Source organism: Kocuria sp. HSID17590 (assembly GCF_003989485.1).
Lineage (GTDB): Bacteria > Actinomycetota > Actinomycetes > Actinomycetales > Micrococcaceae > Kocuria > Kocuria salsicia.
In genome coordinates this window covers 37,092-60,417 of sequence record NZ_RBMB01000005.1, presented here as the reverse complement: position 1 = coordinate 60,417, position 23,326 = coordinate 37,092, and the positions used below count along the sequence as shown (strand labels likewise).

Annotated in this window: 18 protein-coding genes; all 18 read right to left on the bottom strand. The window is 71.3% G+C overall.

The features are described from left to right. Positions 1-38: 38 nt before the first annotated feature. The 18 genes from dnaE to D8M39_RS02540 all read right to left on the bottom strand — a co-directional run bounded on the left by dnaE (position 39) and on the right by D8M39_RS02540 (position 23,318). On the bottom strand, positions 39-3,533 hold the full coding sequence (dnaE, locus tag D8M39_RS02625; protein WP_238693926.1) for a DNA polymerase III subunit alpha: 3,495 nt from the start codon (positions 3,531-3,533) through the stop codon (positions 39-41). A gap of 254 nt (positions 3,534-3,787) precedes the next feature. Next, positions 3,788-4,765, bottom strand: a complete 978-nt coding sequence (locus tag D8M39_RS02620; protein WP_238693924.1) for an RluA family pseudouridine synthase — start codon at positions 4,763-4,765, stop codon at positions 3,788-3,790. Continuing rightward, positions 4,755-5,288, bottom strand: a complete 534-nt coding sequence (gene lspA / locus D8M39_RS02615) for a signal peptidase II (RefSeq protein ID WP_055085757.1) — start codon at positions 5,286-5,288, stop codon at positions 4,755-4,757. Before lspA ends, D8M39_RS02620 begins: the two co-directional genes overlap by 11 nt. Positions 5,289-5,295: 7 nt before the next feature. After that, positions 5,296-6,063, bottom strand: coding sequence for a DivIVA domain-containing protein (locus D8M39_RS02610; protein ID WP_126874326.1), 768 nt, complete (start codon positions 6,061-6,063; stop codon positions 5,296-5,298). A 171-nt stretch (positions 6,064-6,234) separates the two neighbouring features. After that, a complete protein-coding gene (locus D8M39_RS02605; protein ID WP_055085761.1) occupies positions 6,235-6,531 on the bottom strand; it encodes a YggT family protein in 297 nt (98 codons plus the stop codon). Between the two features lie 4 nt (positions 6,532-6,535). Next, positions 6,536-7,060: a cell division protein SepF gene (locus D8M39_RS02600; RefSeq protein WP_094393736.1), complete on the bottom strand. Its 525-nt coding sequence runs from the start codon at positions 7,058-7,060 to the stop codon at positions 6,536-6,538. A gap of 63 nt (positions 7,061-7,123) precedes the next feature. Further along, a complete protein-coding gene (locus D8M39_RS02595) occupies positions 7,124-7,948 on the bottom strand; it encodes a YggS family pyridoxal phosphate enzyme (protein WP_055083173.1) in 825 nt (274 codons plus the stop codon). Beyond that, entirely contained in the window at positions 7,941-8,678 is a 738-nt protein-coding gene (locus tag D8M39_RS02590) for a polyphenol oxidase family protein (protein WP_055083142.1), read from the bottom strand. Before D8M39_RS02590 ends, D8M39_RS02595 begins: the two co-directional genes overlap by 8 nt. Positions 8,679-8,890: 212 nt before the next feature. Next, a complete protein-coding gene (ftsZ, locus tag D8M39_RS02585; RefSeq protein WP_126874325.1) occupies positions 8,891-10,135 on the bottom strand; it encodes a cell division protein FtsZ in 1,245 nt (414 codons plus the stop codon). Positions 10,136-10,375: 240 nt separating this feature from the next. After that, positions 10,376-11,506, bottom strand: a complete 1,131-nt coding sequence (locus D8M39_RS02580; RefSeq protein ID WP_055083145.1) for a cell division protein FtsQ/DivIB — start codon at positions 11,504-11,506, stop codon at positions 10,376-10,378. Further along, complete coding sequence (gene murC / locus D8M39_RS02575; RefSeq protein ID WP_126874324.1) at positions 11,506-12,912, bottom strand: UDP-N-acetylmuramate--L-alanine ligase; 1,407 nt, start codon at positions 12,910-12,912, stop codon at positions 11,506-11,508. Before murC ends, D8M39_RS02580 begins: the two co-directional genes overlap by 1 nt. Before the next feature lie 35 nt (positions 12,913-12,947). Further along, on the bottom strand, positions 12,948-14,081 hold the full coding sequence (gene murG, locus D8M39_RS02570) for an undecaprenyldiphospho-muramoylpentapeptide beta-N-acetylglucosaminyltransferase (RefSeq protein WP_094393730.1): 1,134 nt from the start codon (positions 14,079-14,081) through the stop codon (positions 12,948-12,950). After that, positions 14,078-15,439, bottom strand: coding sequence for a putative lipid II flippase FtsW (gene ftsW / locus D8M39_RS02565; RefSeq protein ID WP_094393728.1), 1,362 nt, complete (start codon positions 15,437-15,439; stop codon positions 14,078-14,080). The genes murG and ftsW overlap by 4 nt, the downstream gene beginning before the upstream one ends. After that, complete coding sequence (murD, locus tag D8M39_RS02560) at positions 15,436-16,992, bottom strand: UDP-N-acetylmuramoyl-L-alanine--D-glutamate ligase (RefSeq protein ID WP_174233419.1); 1,557 nt, start codon at positions 16,990-16,992, stop codon at positions 15,436-15,438. The genes ftsW and murD overlap by 4 nt, the downstream gene beginning before the upstream one ends. A 125-nt stretch (positions 16,993-17,117) precedes the next feature. Next, positions 17,118-18,251 (bottom strand): phospho-N-acetylmuramoyl-pentapeptide-transferase, encoded by a 1,134-nt coding sequence (gene mraY, locus D8M39_RS02555; protein ID WP_055083153.1) that lies wholly within the window; start codon positions 18,249-18,251, stop codon positions 17,118-17,120. A 5-nt stretch (positions 18,252-18,256) separates the two neighbouring features. Next, entirely contained in the window at positions 18,257-19,732 is a 1,476-nt protein-coding gene (gene murF / locus D8M39_RS02550; protein ID WP_126874323.1) for a UDP-N-acetylmuramoyl-tripeptide--D-alanyl-D-alanine ligase, read from the bottom strand. After that, entirely contained in the window at positions 19,729-21,366 is a 1,638-nt protein-coding gene (locus tag D8M39_RS02545; RefSeq protein ID WP_126874322.1) for a UDP-N-acetylmuramoyl-L-alanyl-D-glutamate--2,6-diaminopimelate ligase, read from the bottom strand. The genes murF and D8M39_RS02545 overlap by 4 nt, the downstream gene beginning before the upstream one ends. A gap of 98 nt (positions 21,367-21,464) precedes the next feature. After that, a complete protein-coding gene (locus tag D8M39_RS02540) occupies positions 21,465-23,318 on the bottom strand; it encodes a penicillin-binding protein 2 (protein ID WP_238693923.1) in 1,854 nt (617 codons plus the stop codon). Positions 23,319-23,326: the final 8 nt, after the last annotated feature.

Sequence of the window (23,326 nt, the reverse complement as noted above, 5' to 3'; positions counted from 1 at the left end):
GGTGGCCCGGACACCGCGGCGGCCTCGCGCGGCTCGGCTCACGCCTCCAGGCAGGCCGGACCGAGCAGCACCTTGAGGTCCCCGAACAGCGCTGGCGAGGGGTTCACACGGTACTCCGGACCGAGGCGCATGACCTGGGTGCTGCGGCGCGTGTCCAGGTGGATGCGCACCTCCGAGTCCCCCTTGTGGTTGCGCAGCACCTCGCCGATCCGGCGGATCGTGGCCTCGGTGGCCCGGTGCTCCGGCAGCGCCACGCACACCGGCCCGGAGGAGCCGTCCACGCTGAGCTCCGGCACCGTGAGCTCCTGGGCGGAGATCGAGATGGAGCCGTCGTCGCGGCGCTGCATCCGCCCCTTGATGACACAGATCAGGTCCTCGGTCAGGACCCCGGCGATCGGCGCGTACGCCTTGCCGAAGAACATCACCTCGATGGAACCCGAGCGGTCCTCCAGCTCCACGCGTGCATAGGCGTTGCCGGAGGTCTTCGCGATCCGCCGCGAGAGCGAGGTGATCATGCCCCCGATGGTGACCACGGCGCCGTCGGGCCGGGTGTTCTCCTCCGTGAGCAGCGGCGCGATGGCCGTGTCCGTGTACTGGCCCAGGGCGTCGTCGAGACCGCGCAGCGGGTGGTCCGAGACGTAGAGGCCCAGCATCTCGCGCTCGAAGGCCAGCAGGTCCTTGCGCTCCCACTCGGGGACGTCCGGGACCTCCACGGAGAACGTCTCCTGCTCCGTGTCGTCCGAACCGCCCATCGAGAAGATGTCGAAGGTGAACTCGCCGTTGTCCTCCTTCTTCTTCTGCGCGACGACGTCCTCGACCGCCTGCTCGTGGCACATCACCAGGCTCCGGCGCGTGTGGCCCAGCTGGTCGAACGCACCGGCCTTGATCATGGACTCGATGGTGCGCTTGTTGCACACCACGGCCGGGACCTTCGCCAGGAAGTCGTTGAAGGAGGTGAACTTGCCCTCCTCGTTGCGCGCACCCACCATGGCCTGGACCACGTTGGCGCCCACGTTGCGCACCGCACCCATGCCGAAGCGGATGTCGGTGCCCACAGGGGTGAAGTTCAGCTCGGACTCGTTCACGTCCGGCGGCAGCACGGTGATGCCCATGTGACGGCACTCCGTGAGGTACATGGCGAGCTTGTCCTTGTCGTCGCCCACCGAGGTCAGCAGCGCCGCCATGTACTCGGCCGGGTAGTGCGCCTTGAGGTACGCGGTCCAGTAGGACACCAGTCCGTAGGCCGCCGAGTGCGCCTTGTTGAACGCGTAGTCCGAGAACGGCAGCAGGATGTCCCACAGGGCCTTGACCGCCGCCTCCGAGTAGCCGCGGTCGATCATCCCCTGGTGGAAGCCCTTGTACTGCTTGTCCAGCTCCGCCTTCTTCTTCTTGCCCATGGCACGGCGCAGGATGTCCGCCTGGCCCAGCGAGTAGCCGGCCACCTTCTGGGCGATCGCCATCACCTGCTCCTGGTACACGATCAGGCCGTAGGTGGTGCCCAGGATCTCCGAGAGCGGCTCCGCGAGCTCCGGGTGGATGGGTGTGATCTCCTGCGCGCCGTTCTTGCGCAGCGCGTAGTTCGTGTGGGAGTTCGCGCCCATGGGCCCCGGGCGGTACAGGGCGATGGTCGCGGAGATGTCCTCGAAGTTGTCCGGGCGCATCAGCTTGAGCAGCTGCCGCATGGGCCCGCCGTCCAGCTGGAACACGCCCAGGGTGTCACCGCGCGCGAGCAGGTCGTAGGACCCGGCGTCGTCGATCGGCAGGTGCTCCAGGTCCAGCACGAAGCCGTCCCGGTTGAGCGTGATGTTCTCCAGGGCGTCCGAGATGATCGTGAGGTTGCGCAGCCCCAGGAAGTCCATCTTGATCAGCCCCAGGCCCTCGCACGTGGGGTAGTCGAACTGCGTGATGACCTGCCCGTCCTGCTCGCGGCGCATCAGCGGGATGATGTCGATCAGCGGGTCCGAGGACATGATCACGCCGGCCGCGTGCACACCCCACTGGCGCTTGAGCCCCTCCAGGCCCTGGGCGGTCTCGAAGACCTTCATGGACTCGGGGTCGTCCGCGAGGATCTCGCGCAGCTCCCCGGCCTCGTCGTAGCGCTTGGCGTCCTCGTCGTAGACGTCCTGCAGGGAGATGCCCTTGCCCATCACGTCCGGCGGCATGGCCTTGGTGAGCCGCTCCCCCATGGAGAACGGGTAGCCCAGCACGCGCGAGGAGTCCTTCAGCGCCTGCTTGGCCTTGATGGTGCCGTACGTGACGATCATGGCCACGCGCTCGTCGCCGTACTTCTCCGTGACGTAGTGGATCACCTCGGAGCGGCGGCGGTCGTCGAAGTCGACGTCGAAGTCGGGCATGGACACGCGGTCCGGGTTCAGGAACCGCTCGAAGATCAGCCCGTGCGCCAGGGGGTTCAGCTCGGTGATGCGCATGGCGTACGCGACCATGGAACCGGCGCCGGAGCCACGCCCCGGGCCCACGCGGATCCCGTTGTCCTTGGACCAGTTGATGAAGTCCGCGACCACCAGGAAGTAGCCCGGGAAGCCCATCTGGATGATGATCTTCTTCTCGTACTCCGCCTGCTCGCGGACGTCGTCCGGGATGCCGCCCGGGAAGCGGTAGTGCAGCCCCTTCTCGACCTCCTTGATGAACCACGAGGTCTCGTCCTCGCCCTCCGGCGTGGGGAAGCGCGGCATGTAGTTGGCGGAGGTGTCGAAGTCCACCTCGCAGCGCTCGGCGATCTCCAGGGTGTTGTCGCACGCCTCCGGGAAGTCCCGGAACACCTCGCGCATCTGCTCCGGGGACTTGAGGTAGAACTCGTCCGCGTCGAACTTGAAGCGCTTGGGGTCCTGCAGGGTGGAGCCGGACTGCACGCACAGCAGCGCCGCGTGGGACTTGGCGTCCTCCGCGTGGGTGTAGTGCAGGTCGTTGGTGGCTACCAGGGGAAGGTTCAGGTCCTTGGCCAGGCGCAGCAGGTCGCCGGTGACCCGCTTCTCGATCCCCAGCCCGTGGTCCATGAGCTCGCAGTAGAAGTTCTCGGCGCCGAAGATGTCCCGGAAGTCGGCGGCGGCCTTGACCGCCTCGTCGTACTGGCCCAGCCGCAGCCGGGTCTGCACCTCGCCGGAGGGGCAGCCGGTGGTGGCGATCAGACCCTTGCCGTACTGGTTGAGCAGCTCCCGGTCCATGCGCGGCTTGTAGAGCTGGCCCTCCAGGGACGCCTTCGTGGACGCGCGGAAGAGGTTCTGCATGCCCTCGCTGGACTGCGCGAGGAGGGTCATGTGCGTGTAGGCACCGGCACCGGAGACGTCGTCGCGCCCGCCGTCCGCGAACTTCACGCGCGTGCGGTCCTGCCGGGCCGTGCCCGGGGTCAGGTAGGCCTCCACGCCGATGATCGGCTTGATGCCGGCCGCGCGGGCCTTGTTCCAGAAGTCGAAGGCCCCGAAGACGAACCCGTGGTCCGTGGTGGCCAGGGAGTCCATCCCCAGCCGGTGGCACTCCTCGAAGAGGTCGTTCAGGCGCGCGGCACCGTCCAGCATGGAGTACTCGGTGTGCACGTGGAGATGGGTGAAGCCTTTTTTGCCGGTCGCCGAAGTCACGGGACAAGTCTAGGCGGCGGCTCCGACACCCACCGCCCGCGGGGGCGGGACGTCCCTCACAGCCGCGCCACGACGTCGTGCCCGGCGGCCAGGAACCACGCACCGCACGCCAAGCGTCTGGCACCGCACCCCTGCCCCGGGCCCGCACGACGGACGCCTGGCCGGACCCGCGGGCCCGACGCCGCCGGATCGCCTCAGAGCTGCGGGCCACCCTCCCGCAGGGTCTCCACGGCGTACGCGAGGTCCGTGGGATAGGGGCTCTCGTACTCCACGTACTCCCCCGTGACGGGGCTCGTGAACCCCAGCCGCTTGGCGTGCAGCCACTGCCGCGTGAGCCCCAGGCCCGCGGACAGCGCGGGGTCCGCCCCGTAGGTGAGGTCACCGCAGCACGGGTGCTGCAGCGCGTTGAAGTGCACGCGGATCTGGTGGGTGCGCCCCGTCTCCAGGTGCACCTCCACGAGCGAGGCCCGCCCGAACGCCTCGAGCACCTCGTAGTGGGTCACGGAGCGGCGCCCGTCCGCGAGCACCGCGAAGCGCCACTCGTGGCCGGGGTGGCGTCCGATGGGCGCGTCGATCGTGCCCTTCAGCGGGTCCGGGATGCCCTGCACCGCGGCGTGGTAGACCTTGGTCACCGTGCGCTCCTTGAACGCACGCTTGAGCTGCGTGTACGCGCTCTCCTCCCGGGCCACGACCATCAGTCCGGAGGTTCCCACGTCCAGCCGGTGCACGATGCCCTGGCGCTCGGGGGCGCCGGAGGTCGCCACGGAGATCCCGGCACCGGCCAGGGCGCCCACCACGGTGGGCCCCTTCCACCCGGGCGAGGGGTGCGCGGCCACTCCGGCGGGCTTGTCGACCACCACGTAGCTCGGGTTGACCTCCACGAGGCGCAGGTCCGGCACGTGCTGCGGCGCAATGCGCTCGGGGTCCTCGGGCACGGGGACCTCCACGGTGTAGGTCTCGGACGCCGCCACCCGGTGAGACTTGGCCACGGGCCGCCCGCGGTGGGAGACCCGCTCCTGCTCGCACAGCTGCGCCGCGGCGGAGCGTGACAGGCCCGTCCAGGCGGCCACGGCGGCGTCGAGCCGGGTACCCTCCAGCTCGGGGGACGCCGTGAACCGCTCGCTCACGTACTCCGGCTCGGAGCCGGTGGGGCGGGTGCGCTCAGCGCTCACGAGCCACCCCCGAGTCCCGGTTGAGCAGGATCAGCAGCAGCACCAGGCCGATGCCCACCACCACGCCGCAGTCGGCCACGTTGAAGATCGCGAAATGGGGCACCGCGATGAAGTCCACCACGTGCCCGCGCCCGAACCCCGGTTCCCGGAACAGGCGGTCGGTCAGGTTCCCGAGCGCGCCGCCCAGCACCAGCCCCAGTGCGAGGGCCCACAGGGGGTCGCGGACCCGGCGCAGGTGCCACAGGATCGCCACGACCACGGCGGCCATCACGAGCGTGAAGACCCAGGTGGCACCGGAGCCCAGCGAGAACGCCCCGCCGCTGTTGCGGATGTGCTGCCACCACAGCAGGCCCGGGACCACCGGGTACTCGCGGCCGAGCACGAGGTTGTCCACGACCCACAGCTTGCTTGCCTGGTCCCCCGCGTAGAGCAGCGCGGCCACCACCAGGGACACCACGACGCAGCGGCGGCCCGCCCGGGTGGGGACGGGTGCCGCCGCTGCGTGGGTGGAGCTATCGCTCACAGGCGTCCTACTTGGTGCCGGGGCGCTTGCCCGCGGTGGAGACCGACTCGGTCGGCTCCAGGGACCCGGTGTTGTCGAGGTCCCGCAGCTGGCCGTTGAGGAAGGTCTTGAGGTTGCTGCGGTAGTCCTTCTCGAACGAACGCAGCTTTGCCACGTTGGACTCGAGGTCCACCTTCTCGCGCTCGAGCGAGGACAGCGTCTCCTCCTTGATGCGCTTGCCCTCGGAGACGAGCTGGTCCGCCTGGACTCGGCCCTCGGTGATGAGGCGCTCGCGTTCCTGCTTACCCTGCGTCACGTAGTCGTCGTGCAGCTTCTGGGCCATCGCCAGCACGGCGGCGGCGGACTGCGCGGACTCCCCGGTCGCGGCACCCGTCTGGGCGCCGGTGGCGGTCTGGGCCGACGACGTCGTGCCCGCGGTCTCCGCTGCGGCGGTGTCCGTGGTGCGGTGCTCGCTCGCCTCGGCGACCGGGGTCGTCTCGGCGGGCGCGGTCTGGGTCGCGTTCGCCGAGGTGGCGTCCCCGGCGTGCGAGCCGGAGCCGGTAGAGGCGGACGTAGTGGTGGTCTCCGAGACGCTCTCGGAGGTGGCCGCGGACTCGTCCGGGGTGCCGCCGAGGGTCTCCACCTGCTTGCGCAGGTTCTCGTTCTCCTGCGTCAGGCGGCGCAGCTCGACGACCACCTCGTCCAGGAAGTCGTCCACCTCGTCCTGGTCGTAGCCCTCACGGAACTTGGTGGGCTGGAACCGCTTGTTGATGACGTCTTCGGGTGTCAGAGCCATGGATCTTCTCACTCCTCGTGTTGTACGGATCGTGTTGTTCGGAAAATGCTGCTGGATCCCCGCGCGCTCAGGCGCGCTGGGAACCCGCGGAGGGATTCTGCTCCACAATAGCGCTCAGCGGGCCCCTGCTCCTCGCGGGCGGGCGCCGCCGCAGGTCACCGGGCCCGGTGCTCAGAGCCTGAACAGGATGGTGCCCAGCACCGACTGCAGGATGCTGATGACGAAGACCAGGATCAGGAACCCCAGGTCCAGCGCCACCCCGCCGAAGCGCAGCGGCGGGACCAGCCGGCGCAGCGCGTTCATGGGCGGGTCGGTCACCGAGTAGACCGCGGACGCCACCACCAGGGCCAGGCCCTTGGGACGCCAGCTGCGCGCGAACATCTGCACCCAGTCCAGGACCAGGCGTCCCAGCAGCGCGATGTAGAGCACGTGGACCACCAGGTAGACGATCGACAGCACCAGGCTCATGGTCTCAGCCTTCGACCTGCTCGTGGGCCGTCGCGTCCTCGTCGATCTCGTCCGTGTGGCCCTGGTCCCGGACCTCCACGAAGGACGGGGTCAGCAGGAACACCTTGGCGGTGACCCGCTCGATGGAGCCGTGCAGGGCGAAGACCAGGCCCGCCGCGAAGTCCACCAGCCGCTTGGCCTCGGCCTCGCCCATGTCCGAGACGTTCATGATCACGGGGGTGCCGTCGCGGAAGGCCTCGCCGATGGACTTGGCGTCGTTGTACGACCGGGGGTGCACGGTGGTGATGGTGCGCAATTCGTTGTCGTCCTCTCGGGAACTGGGAGCCCGCTTGATGGGGGTCACGGGGGCTCGGTACTCGGGGCTCCGGCGGCTGACCGCCGTGCTGCCAGCCTCGTTCGCCGCGGCAGCGGGCCTGTTCGAGACCGTGTGGGGGGTGTCCCGGGGGCGGGGGGTGTCTTCGGAGATGTACTCGTCGTCGCTCTCGGCCAGCCCGAGATACACCATGGTGCGACGCAGCGCTCCGGCCATATTCTCTCCTCAATCACTGAACGGGCCGAGTGGGATCGGCCCGCGTATCGTCAGTCCTTTACGCTACCGCACGGCGGGCCGGGGCCCGAGAACATCCGATCCGATGCGCACGTGCGTGGCCCCCGCGGCCACGGCGGCCTCGAGGTCGCCGCTCATCCCGGCCGAGACGGCGCGGGCCTCCGGGTGCTCCAGCAGCAGTTCCTGCGAGATCCCCCACAATCTGTCGAAGGCCTCGCGGGGATCGGTGTCCCGGGGTGCGACGGCCATCACCCCGCCCAGCCGCAGGCCCTCCGTCTCGGCCACAGCACGTGCAAGTTCGGGGACAGCGTCCGGGTGTGCACCGCCCCGTGAGCTCTCCGGGGTGGCCGCGGGGTCCAGGTCCACCTGCAGCAGGCACGTGAGGTCCTCGGTGGCGCACGGTCCCGGCTCGGCATCCCCGGCGGCCACCGCCTCCCGGTGGTTGCGCACCGCCCTGCCGAGCGCCGTGACCAGCGAGGTGCGGTCCACCGAGTGCACCCACGCGGCGTAGCGCACCACGTGCTTGGCCTTGTTCGACTGCAGCTGGCCCACGAAGTGCCACACGGGCGGGGACACGGGCGGCTCGCGCTCGGCCAGCACGGCCGTGACCTCGGCGGCCTTGGGCCCCGCCTCCTGGTCCCGGTTCTCCCCCACCGCGCGCACCCCCAGCTCCCGCAGCCGCAGGACGTCCTGCGCGGGGAAGAACTTGGTCACGACCACGAGCGACGGCAGCTCGCCCCCGTGGGAGCGGTCCTCCTCGCGCTGGGCGGCCGCGTCCAGGATCCGCCGCCGCACGGCGGACAGCCGCTGCGCGAGCTCCGCCGTGCGCCCGGCGTCCTGCGGATCCACTCCGTCACCGATCTCACTCATCACGCCCACCTTCCTCGCTGACCCACACGAGGCCGGCGAGCCGGCCCGGGGTCTTGTCCCTGCGGTACGAGTACAACTCGTCGTTCTCCAGCGTGCACCACGCGGCGCGGTCCGCGGTCTCCTCCCGGACCCGCACCCCGCGCTCCTCCAGGAGCGAGCGCGCGGCACCCGGCAGGTCGAGACCGTCCGTGCCCCACGACGTCGTCGTCGCGACGCCCGGCAGCGTCTCCTCCGCCTCCCTCGCCATCTCGGCGGGCACCTCGTAGCACGCCCCGCACACGGCGGGCCCGATCCAGGCCTCGAGATCCAGGGCCCCGTGGGCCCGCACGGCCGCCACGGTTTCCTGCAGCACGCCGGCCAGCAGGCCCGGGCGCCCGGCGTGGGCCACCGCGAGCACCGGAACTCTCCCCGGCCGCCGGCCCACGAGCACCACCGGGAGGCAGTCCGCTGTGAGAATCCCCACGGGAGTGCCGTCCGCGCTGACCACCGCGTCCGCCTCCGGGGAGGCGAGCGGGTCTGCGGCGTCGAACGCCGTGCCCGTGACGTCGTGCACCGCGGTCCCGTGCACCTGCCACGCGTAGCGCACCGGCCCCGTTCCCAGCTCCGCCTCCACACGACGACGCCGCCGCGCCACCTCTGCGGGCTCGTCACCCGTGTGCGCGGCGAGGTTGCCCTCCGCGACGTCAGTGAACGCCACGCCGACGCCGCCGCTGTCCGTGCGGTACCACATGCTGGTTCTCCTCGCTGTTCTCCGGGGCCGACTGTTGTGACCCCGCCCCGCTAGGTCGGGCCTTCCTGTCTGGTCTCGCCGGGCACACGCCGAAGGGGGTGGCCACCGCAGCGGTGGCCACCCCCTTCTCAGCGCTCCCGCGCCGTGTCCGATCTCCTGCCACCGTCCCCGAGGGGCGACGGCGTGTCAGCGGGCGCCGAGCGCCCGCCGCCTCACTTCAGGAAGTCGGGGAAGTCCAGCGAGTCCTTGCGGGCCGCGGAGCTCGAGGAGGACGGCGCGTCCGACTCGGCGGGCAGGTCCACGTCGAACCCGGCGTCGTCCGGGATGTCGTCGTTCTGGTTCTGGCGCGAGCCGAAACCGCTCGTGGGAGCGGCGTAGGAGTTCCCACCGCGCTGCGGGGAACGGCCCAGGCCCGAGGGACGCGAGGCATCCCCGCCGAAGGTCGCACGCGTGTTCTCCGCCTGGCGCTGAGCCGGGGAGGAGTTGTTCGCGTTGGTCTCCTGGGACACCGAGTCGAAGCCCGCGGCGATCACGGTGACGCGCGCCTGGTCCCCCAGGGCGTCGTCGATCACCGCACCGAAGATGATGTTCGCCTCCGGGTGGGCGACCTCCTGCACCAGACGGGCGGCCTCGTTGATCTCGAACAGGCCGAGGTCCGAGCCGCCCTGGATGGACAGCAGCACGCCGTGGGCGCCGTCGATGGACGCCTCGAGCAGCGGGGACGCGATGGCGAGCTCCGCGGCCTTGACCGCGCGGTCCTCGCCCTGCGCCGAGCCGATGCCCATCAGCGCCGAGCCCGCACCCTGCATCACGGACTTGACGTCCGCGAAGTCGAGGTTGATCAGGCCCGGGGTGGTGATGAGATCCGTGATGCCGGAGACGCCGGAGAGCAGCACCTGGTCCGCGGACTTGAACGCGTCCAGCATGGAGACGTTGCGGTCCGAGATGGAGAGCAGACGGTCGTTGGGGATCACGATGAGCGTGTCCACCTCGTCCCGCAGCGTCTCGATGCCGTTCTCGGCCTGGTTGGAGCGGCGGCGGCCCTCGAACGTGAACGGGCGGGTGACCACACCAATGGTCAGGGCACCCAGCGAGCGGGCGATGCGGGCAACCACGGGGGCGCCGCCGGTGCCGGTGCCACCGCCCTCGCCCGCGGTCACGAAGACCATGTCGGCGCCCTTGAGCACCTCCTGGATCTCCTCCTCGTGGTCCTCCGCCGCCTGGCGCCCGACGTCCGGGTTCGCGCCGGCGCCGAGGCCGCGGGTCAGCTCACGGCCGACGTCGAGCTTGACGTCCGCGTCCGACATCAGCAGGGCCTGGGCGTCGGTGTTGATGGCGATGAACTCGACGCCGCGCAGGCCCTCCTCGATCATGCGGTTCACGGCGTTGACGCCGCCGCCGCCGATGCCGACCACCTTGATGACGGCCAAGTAGTTCTGGGGGGTTGAGGAGTCCATATGCACCTAACTCGCGTGGGCTTGCGCTATCCGGGGATGAATCGCTGAAAAAGTCTAAAGTCTTGCGTTAAACTCGGGTGACTGAGGTGCCGGGAGGCACACCATTCCGTTGACGGTAAGGATAACAACCTCGGGGGGGTTCTCCATATCATGCCGGGCCGTGTTACCCGATTGCCCCGCAAACCTCCAGGTCACGCAGAGGACTTCCCTTCAAGTCGTTCTTGAGGGTTGAAGTCCCGGTCACTTGACGACCGGGTGCAGCGGCGCGGACACGTCGATCTCGGTGGCGTTCGCGGTGGCCTCGGAGTTCACGAGAGCCGCGACCACCTGTGCCTTGAGATCGCTCTGCGAGGCGTCCCCCCACAGCACCTTCCGGCCGTCCTTGAAGGTCAGCTCCACGGCCGAGCCCGAGGGTGCGGCGGCGCTCTCGAGCCTCGACAGGACCTCCGCGGGAAGCGCCGCGAGGACCTCGGAGACGTCCGTGAACTTCTGCGTGCTCAGGACACCGCGCCCGCCGGAGACCAGGGGAACGTCCGGGCGCTGGGCCTTCGCCACGGTGGACAGGGGCTTGCCCTCGGAGTCCACGAGCACCAGCGAGTCGCCGTCCTCCACGACGGCCACCCCCACGCGCTCGTGCAGCTGCACGGCGATCGTGTGCGGCGGGTGGAAGACCACGTCCACGGACTTCACCTGGGGGACGTCCCCCAGGGACTCCCTGACGTCCTGCTTCGAGATCCGGGTGAGGGGCACGCCCTGGAATCCGGAGAGCGCCTCCTGCACCGCGTCCGGGTTCGTGAGCGTCGCGCCCTCCACGTCGATCGTGCGGGTGGCGAACAGCGGGGAGAAGAAGACCACGAGCGCGAGCAGGGCCAGTGCCGCGAGGGAGACAAGCAGCGTGATCAGCCGGCGTCTGCGGCGGCGCCGGTGGGTGCTGGGCGGGAACTGCAGCACCGTGGAGTCGGCGTCCTCCCCGTCGCCATCCTCCGGTTCGCCGGTCGACCCGGCGGCCGCCTCCTCGGCGCGGGCGGCACGGCGTCGCGCGCGCCACGTGGAGAAGCGTCCCCCCGCCGCCGGAGCCGCCTCGAGCTGGCCCGTGTCCACCCGGGTGACCTTGGCGCCGTCGTTGACCCGCACCACGGGCGGCTCGTCCGCGACACCGTGGAACTCCTCGCCCGGGCCGACACCCCAGTCCGCGTCCCAGTCCGCGTCCCTCTCGGGATCGCGTTCGTCCGGGCGCGCCGCGGCCGCCGAGTCCTCCTCGGAGCCGTGGCCGTCGGACCCGGGGGCTGCGGAGTGGGGGTCCTCGGAGTGAGCGTCGTCGGAAGCCCGGCCGCCGAAGGACGGCTGGTGCGGGGGCAGGGAGCGGGCCATCAGCGTCGCGCCAGGGCGGAGAGGATCGCGGGGCCGAGCGCGGTGACGTCGCCGGCACCCACGGTCATGACGACGTCGCCCGGGGCCGCCCGCGCGACCACCGCCGCAACCGCGTCCTCGGCCGCGGGAGTGGAGACCACCGCGGCGCCGTCGGCAAAGCGGGTGATGCTCTCCCCCGTGACGCCGGGCTCCGGCTGCTCGCGGGCCCCGAATACGTCCAGGACGCACGCGAGGTCCGCGAGCTCCAGCGCACGGCAGAACGGCTCGGCGAACTCGCGCGTGCGGGAGTAGAGGTGCGGCTGGAAGACCACGAGCACGCGGTGCTCTCCCGCCACGTCCCGGGCCGCGGTCAGCGCGGCGGCGACCTCCGTGGGGTGGTGGGCGTAGTCGTCGAAGACCCGCACGCCGTCCTGCTCGCCGCGCAGGTCGAAGCGGCGGGCGGAGCCGTGGAACCCGGCCAGGCCGGAGAGCAGCCGGACGGGATCCGCGCCGGCGGCGAGCCCCGCCGTGAAGGCGGCCGCGGCGTCGGCCACGTTGTGCGCCCCCGGGACCGCGAGACGAAGCTCGGCCGTGCGGCGCTCCCCCGCGGCGGGGAAGTCGAGGCGGCACGAGGAGCCGGTGCCGAGCGGGGTGACCTCCGAGACCACCACGTCCGCCGCGGGGTCGGCCCCGTACGTGAGCACCGGCGCGCCGGCCGCACGACGCCGCTCGGCCAGGCGTGCTGCGCCGGGATCGTCCACGCACGCCACCAGGGTGCCGCCGGTGCGGATGGTGTCCGAGAACTCGTCGAAGGCCCGGTAGAACGCCTCGGCGCTGCCGTAGTGGTCCAGGTGGTCCGGCTCGATGTTCGTCACCACGGCCACCGTGGGGTGGTAGGCCATGAAGGAGCCGTCCGACTCGTCGGCCTCCGCGACGAACCAGTCGCCCTCGCCGAAGCCGGCGTTGGCACCGAGGTCCGCCACGTGCGCACCGATCGCCCACGAGGGGTCGAGCTGCGCCTCCCGCAGTGCCACCGCGGCCATGGAGCTCGTGGTGGTCTTGCCGTGCGTGCCGGCGATGGCGATCACGTTGCGCCCGTGCATGGCGGCGGCGAGCGCCTCGGAGCGGTGCAGCACGCGCGCACCGGCGGCACGGGCCGCGGCGAGCTCCGGGTTGCTGTCCTTGATGGCCGTGGAGACCACCACGGTCTCCGCCCCCGCGACGTTCTCGCCCGCCTGGCCGACGAACACGGTGGCGCCCAGCGCCTCGAGCTCGCGCAGGCCCGCGGAGTCCCTGGCGTCCGAGCCGCTCACCTCCACGCCGCGCGCCAGCAGCAGGCGCGCCACGGCGGACATGCCCGCACCGCCCATGCCGATGAAGTGCACGCGGCCCAGGCCGTGGGGGTCGAGGGGTTGCTGGGTGTTCACGGTTGTCTCCTGGGGTGCGTGCGGGGAAGCGGGGGTCAGTCGAGGGCGGTGTCGAGGGTGAGCCGCGCCATCACCTGGGCGGCGTCGCGGACGCCGTGCGCCGCGGAGGCGTGGGCCATCTCGTCCAGGCGGGCGGCGTCGGTCACCAGGGGTGCCACGGTGTCTCGGTAGAAGCGGGGGGTGAACTCGGCGTCGGCCACGAGCTGCGCGCCGCCCGCCGCCACGAGGGACCGGGCGTTGAGCGCCTGCTCCCCGTTGCCGATGGGCAGGGGCACGAACACGGCGGGCAGGCCCACCGCGGCGACCTCGCACACGGTGGCCGCACCCGAGCGGGCGACGAGCAGGTCCGCCGCCGCGTAGACCTTCTCCATGCCGTCCACGTACTCGGTCTGCACGTAGTGCGGCGCGCGCAGCAGCTCGCCCTCCGGGGTGCGCAGCTCCTTGCCGCGTCCCGTGACGTGCAGCAGCTGGTAGCCCTGCTCCCCCACCTCACGGGCAATGGCCTCGACGGTGCGGTTCATGGACTGCGCACCGGAGGAACCCCCCGTGACCACCACGGTGGGCAGGTCCGGCTCCAGGCCGAGGGCGGCGCGGGCGGCCGCACGCTGCGACGCACGGTCCAGCGTGGCGATCTCGCGGCGCATCGGCATGCCCACCACCCGGGCACCCCGCAGAGGGGTGTCCGGGAAGGCGGTGGCCACGGCGGCCGCGAAGCGCGCGCCCACCCGGTTGGCGATCCCCGGCTTGGCGTTCGCCTCGTGGATCACCACGGGGATGCCCCGACGCCGGGCGGCCAGGTACACCGGGGTGCAGACGTAGCCGCCCACACCCACCACCACGGTTGCCTGGCGGGAGTCGAGGATCCGGCCCGCCTGGCGCACGGCGGCGGCCATGTGGCGGGGCAGCCGCAGCAGGTCCACGGACGGCTTGCGCGGCAGGGGAACGCGTCCGATCAGCTCGAGGTCCACGCCGGCGGCGGGGACCAGCCGGGTCTCCATGCCCGAGGCCGTCCCCACGGCGCACACGCTCGCGTCCTCGCGCTCCTCCCGGATCGCGTGGGCGATGGCGAGCAGCGGGCTGATGTGCCCCGCCGTGCCGCCCCCGGCGAGCACCACGCGGGCCGATCCCGCTCGATGCTCCGGTGCTGCGTTCTCCTGCGTGGAAGTCATCGTCGTCCCTTTCCGAAGCGTCCGGTCACGCGCTGCACCCACGAACCGCGAGCCGCGCCGTCGCCGTCGTCGAGGCCCTGTTCGTGGGCCTCCTGGGCATCCAGGATCTGGGAGCCGCCCGGGCCCTGGCCGCGGCCCACGCGCACGGTGCGCGGCACCCGGGCGAAGGACATCACCACACCCACGGCGGCCATGGTCATCAGCAGCGCGGAACCACCGTAGCTGATGAACGGCAGGGGGATGCCGATCACCGGGAGCAGGCCCGTGACCATGCCGAGGTTCACGAACGCCTGGCCCACGAGCCACGTGGCGATCCCCGCGGTGGTGATCCGCACGAACGTGCTGCGGGTGCGGGTGAGGATCCTGGCCATGGCAACCACCATCACGATGAACAGCACCAGGATGATGGTGGTGCCCACGAGGCCGAGCTCCTCCCCGATGATCGAGAAGATGTAGTCGTTGTGGGCCTCGGGGACGTAGTTGTACTTCAGCCGGGACTGGCCCAGGCCCACGCCCCACCAGCCGCCGGTGGCCAGCGCGTTGAGCCCCTGCTGCGCCTGCCAGCACGCGTCCGTGGCACCGCAGTCGCCGAAGAGCCAGCCCTTGATGCGGTCCAGCCGGTGCGGGGCGGTGACCACCAGGAAGAGACCGCCGACCACCGCGAGCGCCGCACCGCCCAGGAAGATCGTGATCGGTGCGCGCACGAACCACAGCGCGGCGGCGTAGATCAGGCAGAACACGATGGCCGTGCCGGCGTCTCCGCCCCCGAGCACGAGGGCCGTGGGGACGAGGAACCCGAGCAGGGAGGGCCACAGCGCCTTCTTCCACTCGTGCTCCACCACGTCCCCCTGCTTCGCGAACAGTGCGGCGAGCCACAGGCACAGCGCGAGCTTCGCGAGCTCCGAGGGCTGGAAGGACTGCCCGCCGAGGACCAGCCAGTTCCGGTTTCCGTTGACCTCCTGCCCCAGCGGGGTGAAGACCAGCAGCGAGAGCAGCACGCTGAGACCCCACAGGGGCCAGGCCGCGGCGCGGTACCAGCGGGCGGGCGCCAGGGAGAGCGAGAACATGAGAACGAGCCCGAGCAGGGCGAAGACCGCCTGCTTGGCGAACAGGGAGTACGCGGAGCGGCTGTCGGAGATGGACTCCACGGCGGAGGCCGAGAGCACCATCATCACGCCGATGCCGGTCAGCAGGATCACGCACCCGGCCAGGGCGTAGTAGGAGTGGAAGAGTGGGCCGTCCGTGAGGTGGTGCCACAGGGTGCGCAGCCGGGTGCTCAGTGCCGTCCCGGAGGGTCGCGGTGTGCTCTCGGGCGCCTCGCCCTGCGGGGAGGTCGGTGCGGGTGCGCGTGTGCTCATGCCAGTCCCAGTTCCTCGTGGACGCTGCGGGCGAAGGACGTGCCGCGCTGCGCGTAGTCCGTGAACTGGTCCATGGACGCGGCGGCCGGGGCCATCAGCACGGTGTCACCGGGCTCGGCCCGCGCCGCGGCGAGCTGCACCGCGCGACGCATGACCGCGGGCCCGTCCGAGGGGTCGATCGCGGGCTCGCCGTCGGAGTCGTCACCGCTCAGGCCCGGCGTGGCCGCCAGGACGGGGACCTCCGGGGCGAGGCGGGAGAGCGAGCCCAGCAGCGCGGCGTCGTCGGTGCCGATGACCACCACGGCCTTGAGCCGCCTCGCGTTGGCCGCCACGAGCTCGTCGTAGTCCACGCCCTTGGACAGTCCGCCCGCGATCCACACCACCGTGTCGAACGCGGAGAGCGAGGCCTGCGCGGCGTGCGGGTTCGTGGCCTTGGAGTCGTCGATCCAGCGCACACCCTCCGTCTCGGCCACGAGCTGGATCCGGTGCTCCCCCGGGCGGTAGGCCAGAAGCCCGTCCCGCACGGCCTCCGGCTCCACTCCCGCCGCGCGTGCCAGTGCGGCGGCCGCGAGCGCGTTGGCCACCCCGTGGCGTGTGGGGAGCTCCCCGGTGTCCGCGACGGAGCCGATCTCCGCCGCGCTCGTGGCGCGGTCCTCGACGAACGCCCGGTCCACGAGCAGCTCGTCCACCACCCCGAGCATCGAGAGACCCGGGGTGCCCGTGGTGAAGCCGATCGCGCGGCAGCCCTCGACCACGTCCGCCGCCTCCACCAGCTCCTCCGCGCCCGGCTGGTCCACGTTGTAGACGCACGCCACGCGCGTGTTCTCGTACACGCGGGACTTGTCCGCGCGGTAGTTTTCGAAGCTGCCGTGCCAGTCCACGTGGTCCTCGGCCACGTTGAGCACCGCGGAGGCCAGCGGGGACAGCGAGTGCGCCCAGTGCAGCTGGAAGCTCGAGAGCTCCACGGCCAGGACGGCGTACTCCACCGGGTCGCGCAGCGCGTCCAGGATGGGGGTCCCCACGTTGCCCACCGCGATGGCCTTCAGTCCCGCGGCCTGCAGGATCGACTCGGTCATCCCCACGGTGGTGGTCTTCCCGTTCGTCCCGGTGACGCACAGCCACTGCGGGGTGCGGCGGCCGCGGCGCTCGCTCACGCGCCACGCGAGCTCCACGTCACCCCAGATCTGGATCCCCTCCTCGCGCGCCGCCGTGAGCAGCGGGTTCGTGGGGCGGATCCCGGGCGAGGTCACCACCAGGTCCGGACGGGCCCCGGCCACGTCCGGGACGCGGGTCATGGCGTCCGGGCCGAGAACGACGTCGCTCGCGCCCACGATCTTCAGGGTGTCCGCGGCCTGCCGGTTGCGTTCGTTGTCCCCCGAGTCCAGGACCGTGACGAGCGCGCCGAGCTCAATGAGCGTGTCCGCGGCGGCGAAGCCGGAGACGCCGATCCCGGCGACCACCACGCGCAGACCGGACCACTCGGCGTCCCAGCTGGTGAGCTCGGCGAGCCGCGGGTTGTCCAGGACGGGGTTCTCGTTGCTCGCGTGCATCATGACTGGTCGGTGCCTCTTCTTCCTCTGGTCTGGGTGTCGTTCGTCGGGGGTCCCGGGGTCCCTGGGGGAACCGGGTGCGGGGTGTCAGTGCAGCACGGTCAGCGCGGCACCTCGGTGCAACGCTGTCAGTGCAGCACCTCGGTGCCGGGGAACGCGCCCCCGTTGTGCAGCAGCCAGTCGCCGTAGAACACCCCGAGGGCGGCGGCCACGAAGAGCCCCGCGATGATCCAGAAGCGCACCACGATGGTGACCTCCTGCCAGCCCTTGAGCTCGAAGTGGTGCTGCAGGGGCGCCATCTTGAAGATCCGCTTGCCGTGGGAGAGCTTGAAGTAGCCCACCTGCAGGATCACCGAGAGGGTGATGACCACGAACAGCCCCGCGATCAGCACGAGCAGCAGCTCGGTGCGGGAGAGCACCGCGAAGGCCGCGAGCGCGCCGCCCAGGCCCAGGGAGCCGGTGTCGCCCATGAAGATCTTGGCGGGCGAGGTGTTCCACCACAGGAACCCGATCAGCGCCCCCACCAGGGCGGCGGCCACGATCGAGAGGTCCATGGGGTCGCGGACCTCGTAGCACGCGGCCTGCCCCACGGTGTCGCACAGGTGCCCCGCCTGCCACAGCGAGATGAGCATGTAGCCGCTGAACACGAGGATGGAGGCGCCGGTGGCGAGGCCGTCCAGCCCGTCCGTGAGGTTCACGGCGTTGGTGGTGCCGGTGGCGATCAGGTTCACCCAGACCACGAACAGCACCAGGCCCACGAGGGGCCCGGCGAACGCGAGGTCCAGTCCGGTGTCCCGCGTCCAGGAGATCGCTGTGGAGGCGGGGGTGTGCCCGGAGGCGTCCGGGAAGAACAGCACGAGCACCGCGAACGCCGTGCCGATGGCCCCCTGCAGGATCATCTTCCCGGCGGCGGTGAGCCCGAGGTTCTGCTTCTTGGAGATCTTCTTGAAGTCGTCCAGGAAGCCCACGAGTCCCATCCCCAGCATGAGTCCCAGGGCCAGCACCCCGGAGAGGGTGATGCCCCCGTTCTCGGGCCAGGCGAGCACGCTGATCAGGTGGGTCACGAGGTACGCGGCCACCACCGAGAGCAGGATGGCCACACCGCCCATGGTGGGCGTGCCCCGCTTGGTCTGGTGGGACGTGGGGCCGTCGTCGCGGATGTACTGTCCGTACCCGCGCCGGGCCAGGAGCTTGATGAGCGCGGGGGTCCCGAAGATGGAGAACACGAGGCCGAGCCCCGATGCCATGAGAAGTTGGATCATGCGGCTCAGACCTCCCGCTGGATCGTCTCGGACCCGGATGCCGCGATCCGGTCACCCAGGTGGTTCAGTCCCGCCGCGTTGGAGGACTTCAGCAGCACGATGTCCCCGGGACGCAGCTGCTCCCGCAGGTACTCCTCCGCGCTCTCGGCGTCAGGGACCCAGGCGGCCTCCTCGCCCCACGACCCCTCGAGGGTCGCGGCGGTGAAGACGGGCCGGGCCAGGTCCCCCACGGCCAGCACGTGCGAGATGTTCAGCCGCACGAGCAGCTGGCCGAGGTCCGCGTGGGCCTGGACGGAGTCCTCGCCGAGCTCGTGCATGCCGCCGAGCACGGCGATCGTGCGGCGGGCGGGGTGCTCGGCGTCCCCGCGTCCCAACTGCGCGAGCGTCTGCAGCGCGGCCTTCATGGACTGCGGGTTGGCGTTGTAGGCGTCGTTGATCACGGTCACGCCGTCCGCGCGCTCCGTGCGCTCCATGCGCCACCGGGAGCGCGCCCCGCCCTCGAGGCCGGCGGCGATCTGCACGGGATCCACTCCGGCGGACCACGCGACGGCGGCCGCCGCGAGCAGGTTGGTCACGTGGTGCACGCCGATCAGCTTCGAGCGCACCGGGTGCTCGGAGCCGTCCGGCAGGTGCAGCGTGAACGCCGGGCAGCCGTCCGCGCCCGTGGTCACGTCCTCGGCCCACACGCGCGAGTCGTCTGTCGCGGTGTCGTGGGCCTCGGGGCCCTGGCCGAAGGAGACCACGCGCGCCACGGTGCGCTCGCGCATGGCGCGCACGCGGGCGTCGTCGTCGTTGAGCACCGCGGTGCCCTCCGGGGACAGCGCCTCGACCATCTCCCCCTTGGCGCGCGCGATGTTCTCGACGCCGCCGAACTCACCCGCGTGGGCTGAGCCCACGCACAGCACCGCGCCAACGTCCGGGCGGACCATGTCGCACAGGTAGCGGATGTTGCCGATGTGCGTGGCACCCATCTCGACCACGAAGAACTCCGTCTCCTCCGTGGCGGTGAAGATGGTCAGCGGCACCCCCACCTCGCCGTTGTAGGAGTTGCGCGGGGCCACGGTGAGCCCCTGCGCGCTGAAGATCTCGTGCAGCAGGTCCTTGGTGGTGGTCTTGCCCACCGAACCGGACACGGCGACCACCGTGACCGCGTGGTCCGCGCGCAGCTGCTCCAGCACGTGCGAGGCGAGCGCACCCATGGCGAGCACCACGTCCTCCACGACGACGGACGGGAACGGCGTCCCCGACTCGTCGGCGACCTCGCGCTCGGTCAGGTTCAGCACGGCACCGGCGTGCGCGGCCTGCGGCAGGAAGCGGTGGCCGTCCGTGCTCTCCCCCGGCTTGGCCACGAACAGCGTGCCGGGCACGACCTCGCGGGAGTCGGTGGCGACCGAGGTGACGGTCACGGCCGAGGGGTCCGGGACCCCCACGAGCCGGCCCGAGACGGCCTCGGCCACCTGGGCGGCGGTGATGGCTATCATTTCTGCTCCTTCGTGTGCGCGTGCAGCGCCTCGAGGGCGCTCCGCAGCTCCACGCGATCGTCCAGGGGGACGCTCACGCCGTTGAAATCCTGTGCGGTCTCGTGCCCGCGCCCGGCCACGATGATCGAGTCCTCGGGGCGGGCCATCCGGACGGCCGTGCGGATGGCCGTGGCGCGCGGATCGATGACGAGCACGTCCGTGGCGCGGGCACCGTTCGCCACGGCCTCGCGGGCCCCGGCGGCCACCTGCTCCCGGATGGGAGCGGGGTCCTCGGAGTGGGGGTCGTCGTCGGTGACGATCACGACGTCCGCCTCCTCGGCGGCCACTCTGCCCATCACGGGCCGCTTGGTCCTGTCCCGCTGACCCGTGGCGCCGAAGACCACGATCACGCGGCCCTCGCCGTCCTCGGGAGTCACCGAGCGCAGGGAGCGCACGAGCGCGTCCGGGTTGTGGGCGAAGTCCACCAGGGACGTGGGGGCGGTGCCCACGAGCTGCATCCGCCCCGGCACGCTCGTGGTGAGCGGGTCGTGCTCGTCCAGCGCGCGCTGCAGGGTCTCCACGGCCACGCCGGAGTCCAGCACCATGAGCACGGCCAGCGCCGCGTTGGCCACGTTGAACTCGCCCGGCAGGCCGGTGTGCACGCGCAGCTCGGTGCCGTCCGTGTGCCGCAGCCGGAAGGCGTTGCCGATCCCCCTGCGCTCGAGTGAGCTGAGGGTCCAGTCCGCGGGCTCCCCCGCGGCGTCGCTGCCGCGCAGGGCCACGGTGGTCACGTTCTCGGCCCCCAGGTTCTCGCGGGCGCGCTGCGCCATCGCGGCACCCCAGGGGTCGTCCTCGGAGAGCACGACGACGGCGCGCCGCGTGCGCTCCGCCGTGAACAGCTGCGCCTTGGCCTCGAAGTACTCGGCCATGGAGCCGTGCAGGTCCAGGTGGTCCTGCGTCAGGTTCGTGAACCCGGCGACGTCGTAGCGCACGCCGTCCACCCGGTGGAACTCCAGCGCGTGGGAGGAGACCTCCATGCCCGTGGCCGTGATCCCGCGCTCGCGCATCAGCGCCAGCAGCGAGTGCACGTGCGGTGCCTCCGGCGTGGTGAGGTGCGAGGGGATGGGGGTGTCTCCGGCGAGGATCTCGATGGTCCCGATCAGCCCGGTGGTGTGGCCCAGGGCGCGCAGGATCGAGGTGGTGAAGTAGGTGGTGGTGGTCTTGCCGTTGGTCCCGGTCACGGCGAAGAGCTCCTGGCCGGAGCCGTCCTGCGGCTGGGAGTCGTAGACCGCACGGGCCACCGGACCCACCCATGTGCGCGGCTGCGGGCTCACGAGCACCGGCAGGTCCACACCGGCGGCCGCGAGCTCACGCGCACCCTCCGGGTCGGTGAGCACGGCCACGGCACCCGCCGCGGCGGCGTCGCCCGCGAAGCGCGCCCCGTGCACCCGCGCACCGGGCAGTGCCGCATAGAGGTCACCGGGCTGCACCTCGCGCGAGTTCAGGACCACGCCCGTCACCGCGCCAGCCGCCCCGGAACGGGCGGGCACCAGCTCGGCACCGGTCAGCCGGGCCAGCTCCTGCACCGAGTGGGGCACGGGACGGGAGGGACGCATGCTCTGCGCGTCGGCCCCCTCGTGGGCAGATGTCTCCATGAAAATCCTTCTCGAAACCTGTCTGCGAACGATCCCCGCTCACCCGGGCCGGCAGCTCACCGGTAGTTGTCCACGCTGTGCGCGCCTGCATCGGAAGTTTAGCCCTGGGACTCGTCCCTGCCCGGCTCGGGCCAGGTCTGCTCGAGGGCGTTCTCCGGGGTCACGTCCCGCTTGATGTTCTCCGGGACCTGCATTTCGAACTTCGGGCCCTCGGTGGTGGAGGGCGCCACGTTGTAGTGGTGGAGCACCTGGGACATGATCGTGGAGAACGTGGAAGTGACCCCCACCGTGTGGACGTCGCCCTGGGGGCGCTGCATGGTCACGGCCACCAGGTACTGCGGGTCCTCCATGGGCGCCACGCCCACGAACGAGGTGGTGTAGCCGTCGTAGCCGCCGCTGTCGCTCGGGGCCTCGGCCGTGCCCGTCTTGCCGCCCACGCGGTAGCCCGGCACGGCGGCCTCCTTGGCACCGCCCTGGGTCACCACGTTCTCCATCACGTCCAGCGTGTCCTGGGCCGCGGACTCGGAGAGCACCTGCTTGGGCTCGGGGCTCTGCGGCGTGCTCACGGTGCCGTCCGCCGCCGTGACGGAGTTCACGATGCGCGGCTCGATCTGACGGCCCTTGTTGGCCACGGCCTGGAAGATCGAGGCCGTGCGCAGCGGGGTCTGGGAGACGCCCTGGCCGAAGAGCACCGTGTACTCCTGGCGGGCGTCCCACTGGTCCGCGGGAGCGAGGATGCCGGTGGACTCGCCGGGCAGCTCGATGCCCGTGGCCTGGCCCACCCCGAAGTTCGCGAGGTTGTCGTGGCGGGCCTGCTTGTCCATCTTGGAGCCCATGATCACCGTTCCCGTGTTCATGGAGTCCCCGATGATGCCCGCGACCGTGCGGTTCTGCGCCGGGTGGTCGAACGCGTCCGTGATCTTCTCCGAGCCGATCTGCAGGTAGGAGGGAACCGTGATCTGCGTGGACGGGGTGACGATCCCCCGGTCCAGCGCACCGGCGACCGTGGCGATCTTCTCGGTGGAGCCCGGCTCCACCGACTGGGTCACCGCCCGCACCCCGAGGTCCGCGCTCTCGGCCTCCCCCGGCGCGTTCGGGTCCACGGAGGAGGTGTCCGCCAGCGCGAGCACCTTTCCGGTCTTCACGTCCATCACCACGGCCGTGCCCCACTCGGCCTTCAGCGCCTTGGCGCGTTCGCGCACCGCCTGCTCGGCGAAGAACTGGACGTCGCTGTCCAGGGACAGCTGCACGTCCGAGCCGTTCTGGGCGGCCTTCTGCTCCTGCGGGGCCACGGGGATGCGCACGCCGTCGCCCGAGATCTCGAAGCGCCGCTCGCCGTCCGTGCCGCGCAGCACGGAGTCCTGGGTCTGCTCGATGCCGCCCAGCGCCTGGCTGTCCCCGCCGAGGAAGCCCACCACCGAGCCGCCCAGGGAGCCGTCCGGGTAGCTGCGCTGGAACGTGGGCTGGCCGTAGACGTAGGGCAGGTTCAGCTCCCGCAGCTTGTTGTACTGCTCGGGGGTCACGCCGCGGGCCACGTAGTTGAAGGTCTTGTCTCCGTCCAGCGCCTTCTTGACGTCGGTGTCGCTCATTCCCAGGGCGTCGGCGATCTTGTACACCGCCTGGGTGGGGGTCACGGTCTGGGTGGAGCCGTCCGTGCTGGGGACGTCCACCGAGGTGACCGCCGTCTGGTCCACCGTGATGTCGTAGCGCTGCAGCGTGCGGGCGAGCACCGTGCCCTGGGAGTCGGTGATCTCACCGCGCACCGCCGGGATCGGCTCCACCAGCGTGCGCTGCGCCGCCGCGGCCTCCGCCCGGCCGCTGGGGTCCAGTCCCTGGATCCAGAAGAGCTTGCCCACCACCAGCAGCAGCAGCACCAGCAGCACGGCGATGCCCACCTGCATGCGCGAGTAGGGCCTGAGCAGTCGGTTCCTGCGCGCTGTGGATGGTGACACGGTCTTCC

Bases quoted from the DNA above. Each gene is read 5' to 3' on its own strand.
- ftsZ (WP_126874325.1), bottom strand. From the start codon at position 10,135: ATGGACTCCTCAACCCCCCAGAACTACTTGGCCGTCATCAAGGTGGTC.
- ftsW (WP_094393728.1), bottom strand. From the start codon at position 15,439: ATGAGCACACGCGCACCCGCACCGACCTCCCCGCAGGGCGAGGCGCCC.
- dnaE (WP_238693926.1), bottom strand. From the start codon at position 3,533: ATGCTGGACGGTGCCGCGCGCCTGAACGACCTCTTCGAGGAGTGCCAC.
- D8M39_RS02595 (WP_055083173.1), bottom strand. From the start codon at position 7,948: ATGAGTGAGATCGGTGACGGAGTGGATCCGCAGGACGCCGGGCGCACG.
- murD (WP_174233419.1), bottom strand. From the start codon at position 16,992: ATGATGCACGCGAGCAACGAGAACCCCGTCCTGGACAACCCGCGGCTC.
- murF (WP_126874323.1), bottom strand. From the start codon at position 19,732: ATGATAGCCATCACCGCCGCCCAGGTGGCCGAGGCCGTCTCGGGCCGG.
- mraY (WP_055083153.1), bottom strand. From the start codon at position 18,251: ATGATCCAACTTCTCATGGCATCGGGGCTCGGCCTCGTGTTCTCCATC.
- murG (WP_094393730.1), bottom strand. From the start codon at position 14,081: ATGACTTCCACGCAGGAGAACGCAGCACCGGAGCATCGAGCGGGATCG.
- D8M39_RS02605 (WP_055085761.1), bottom strand. From the start codon at position 6,531: ATGAGCCTGGTGCTGTCGATCGTCTACCTGGTGGTCCACGTGCTCTAC.
- D8M39_RS02600 (WP_094393736.1), bottom strand. From the start codon at position 7,060: ATGGCCGGAGCGCTGCGTCGCACCATGGTGTATCTCGGGCTGGCCGAG.
- D8M39_RS02580 (WP_055083145.1), bottom strand. From the start codon at position 11,506: ATGGCCCGCTCCCTGCCCCCGCACCAGCCGTCCTTCGGCGGCCGGGCT.
- D8M39_RS02610 (WP_126874326.1), bottom strand. From the start codon at position 6,063: ATGGCTCTGACACCCGAAGACGTCATCAACAAGCGGTTCCAGCCCACC.
- D8M39_RS02545 (WP_126874322.1), bottom strand. From the start codon at position 21,366: ATGGAGACATCTGCCCACGAGGGGGCCGACGCGCAGAGCATGCGTCCC.
- D8M39_RS02590 (WP_055083142.1), bottom strand. From the start codon at position 8,678: ATGTGGTACCGCACGGACAGCGGCGGCGTCGGCGTGGCGTTCACTGAC.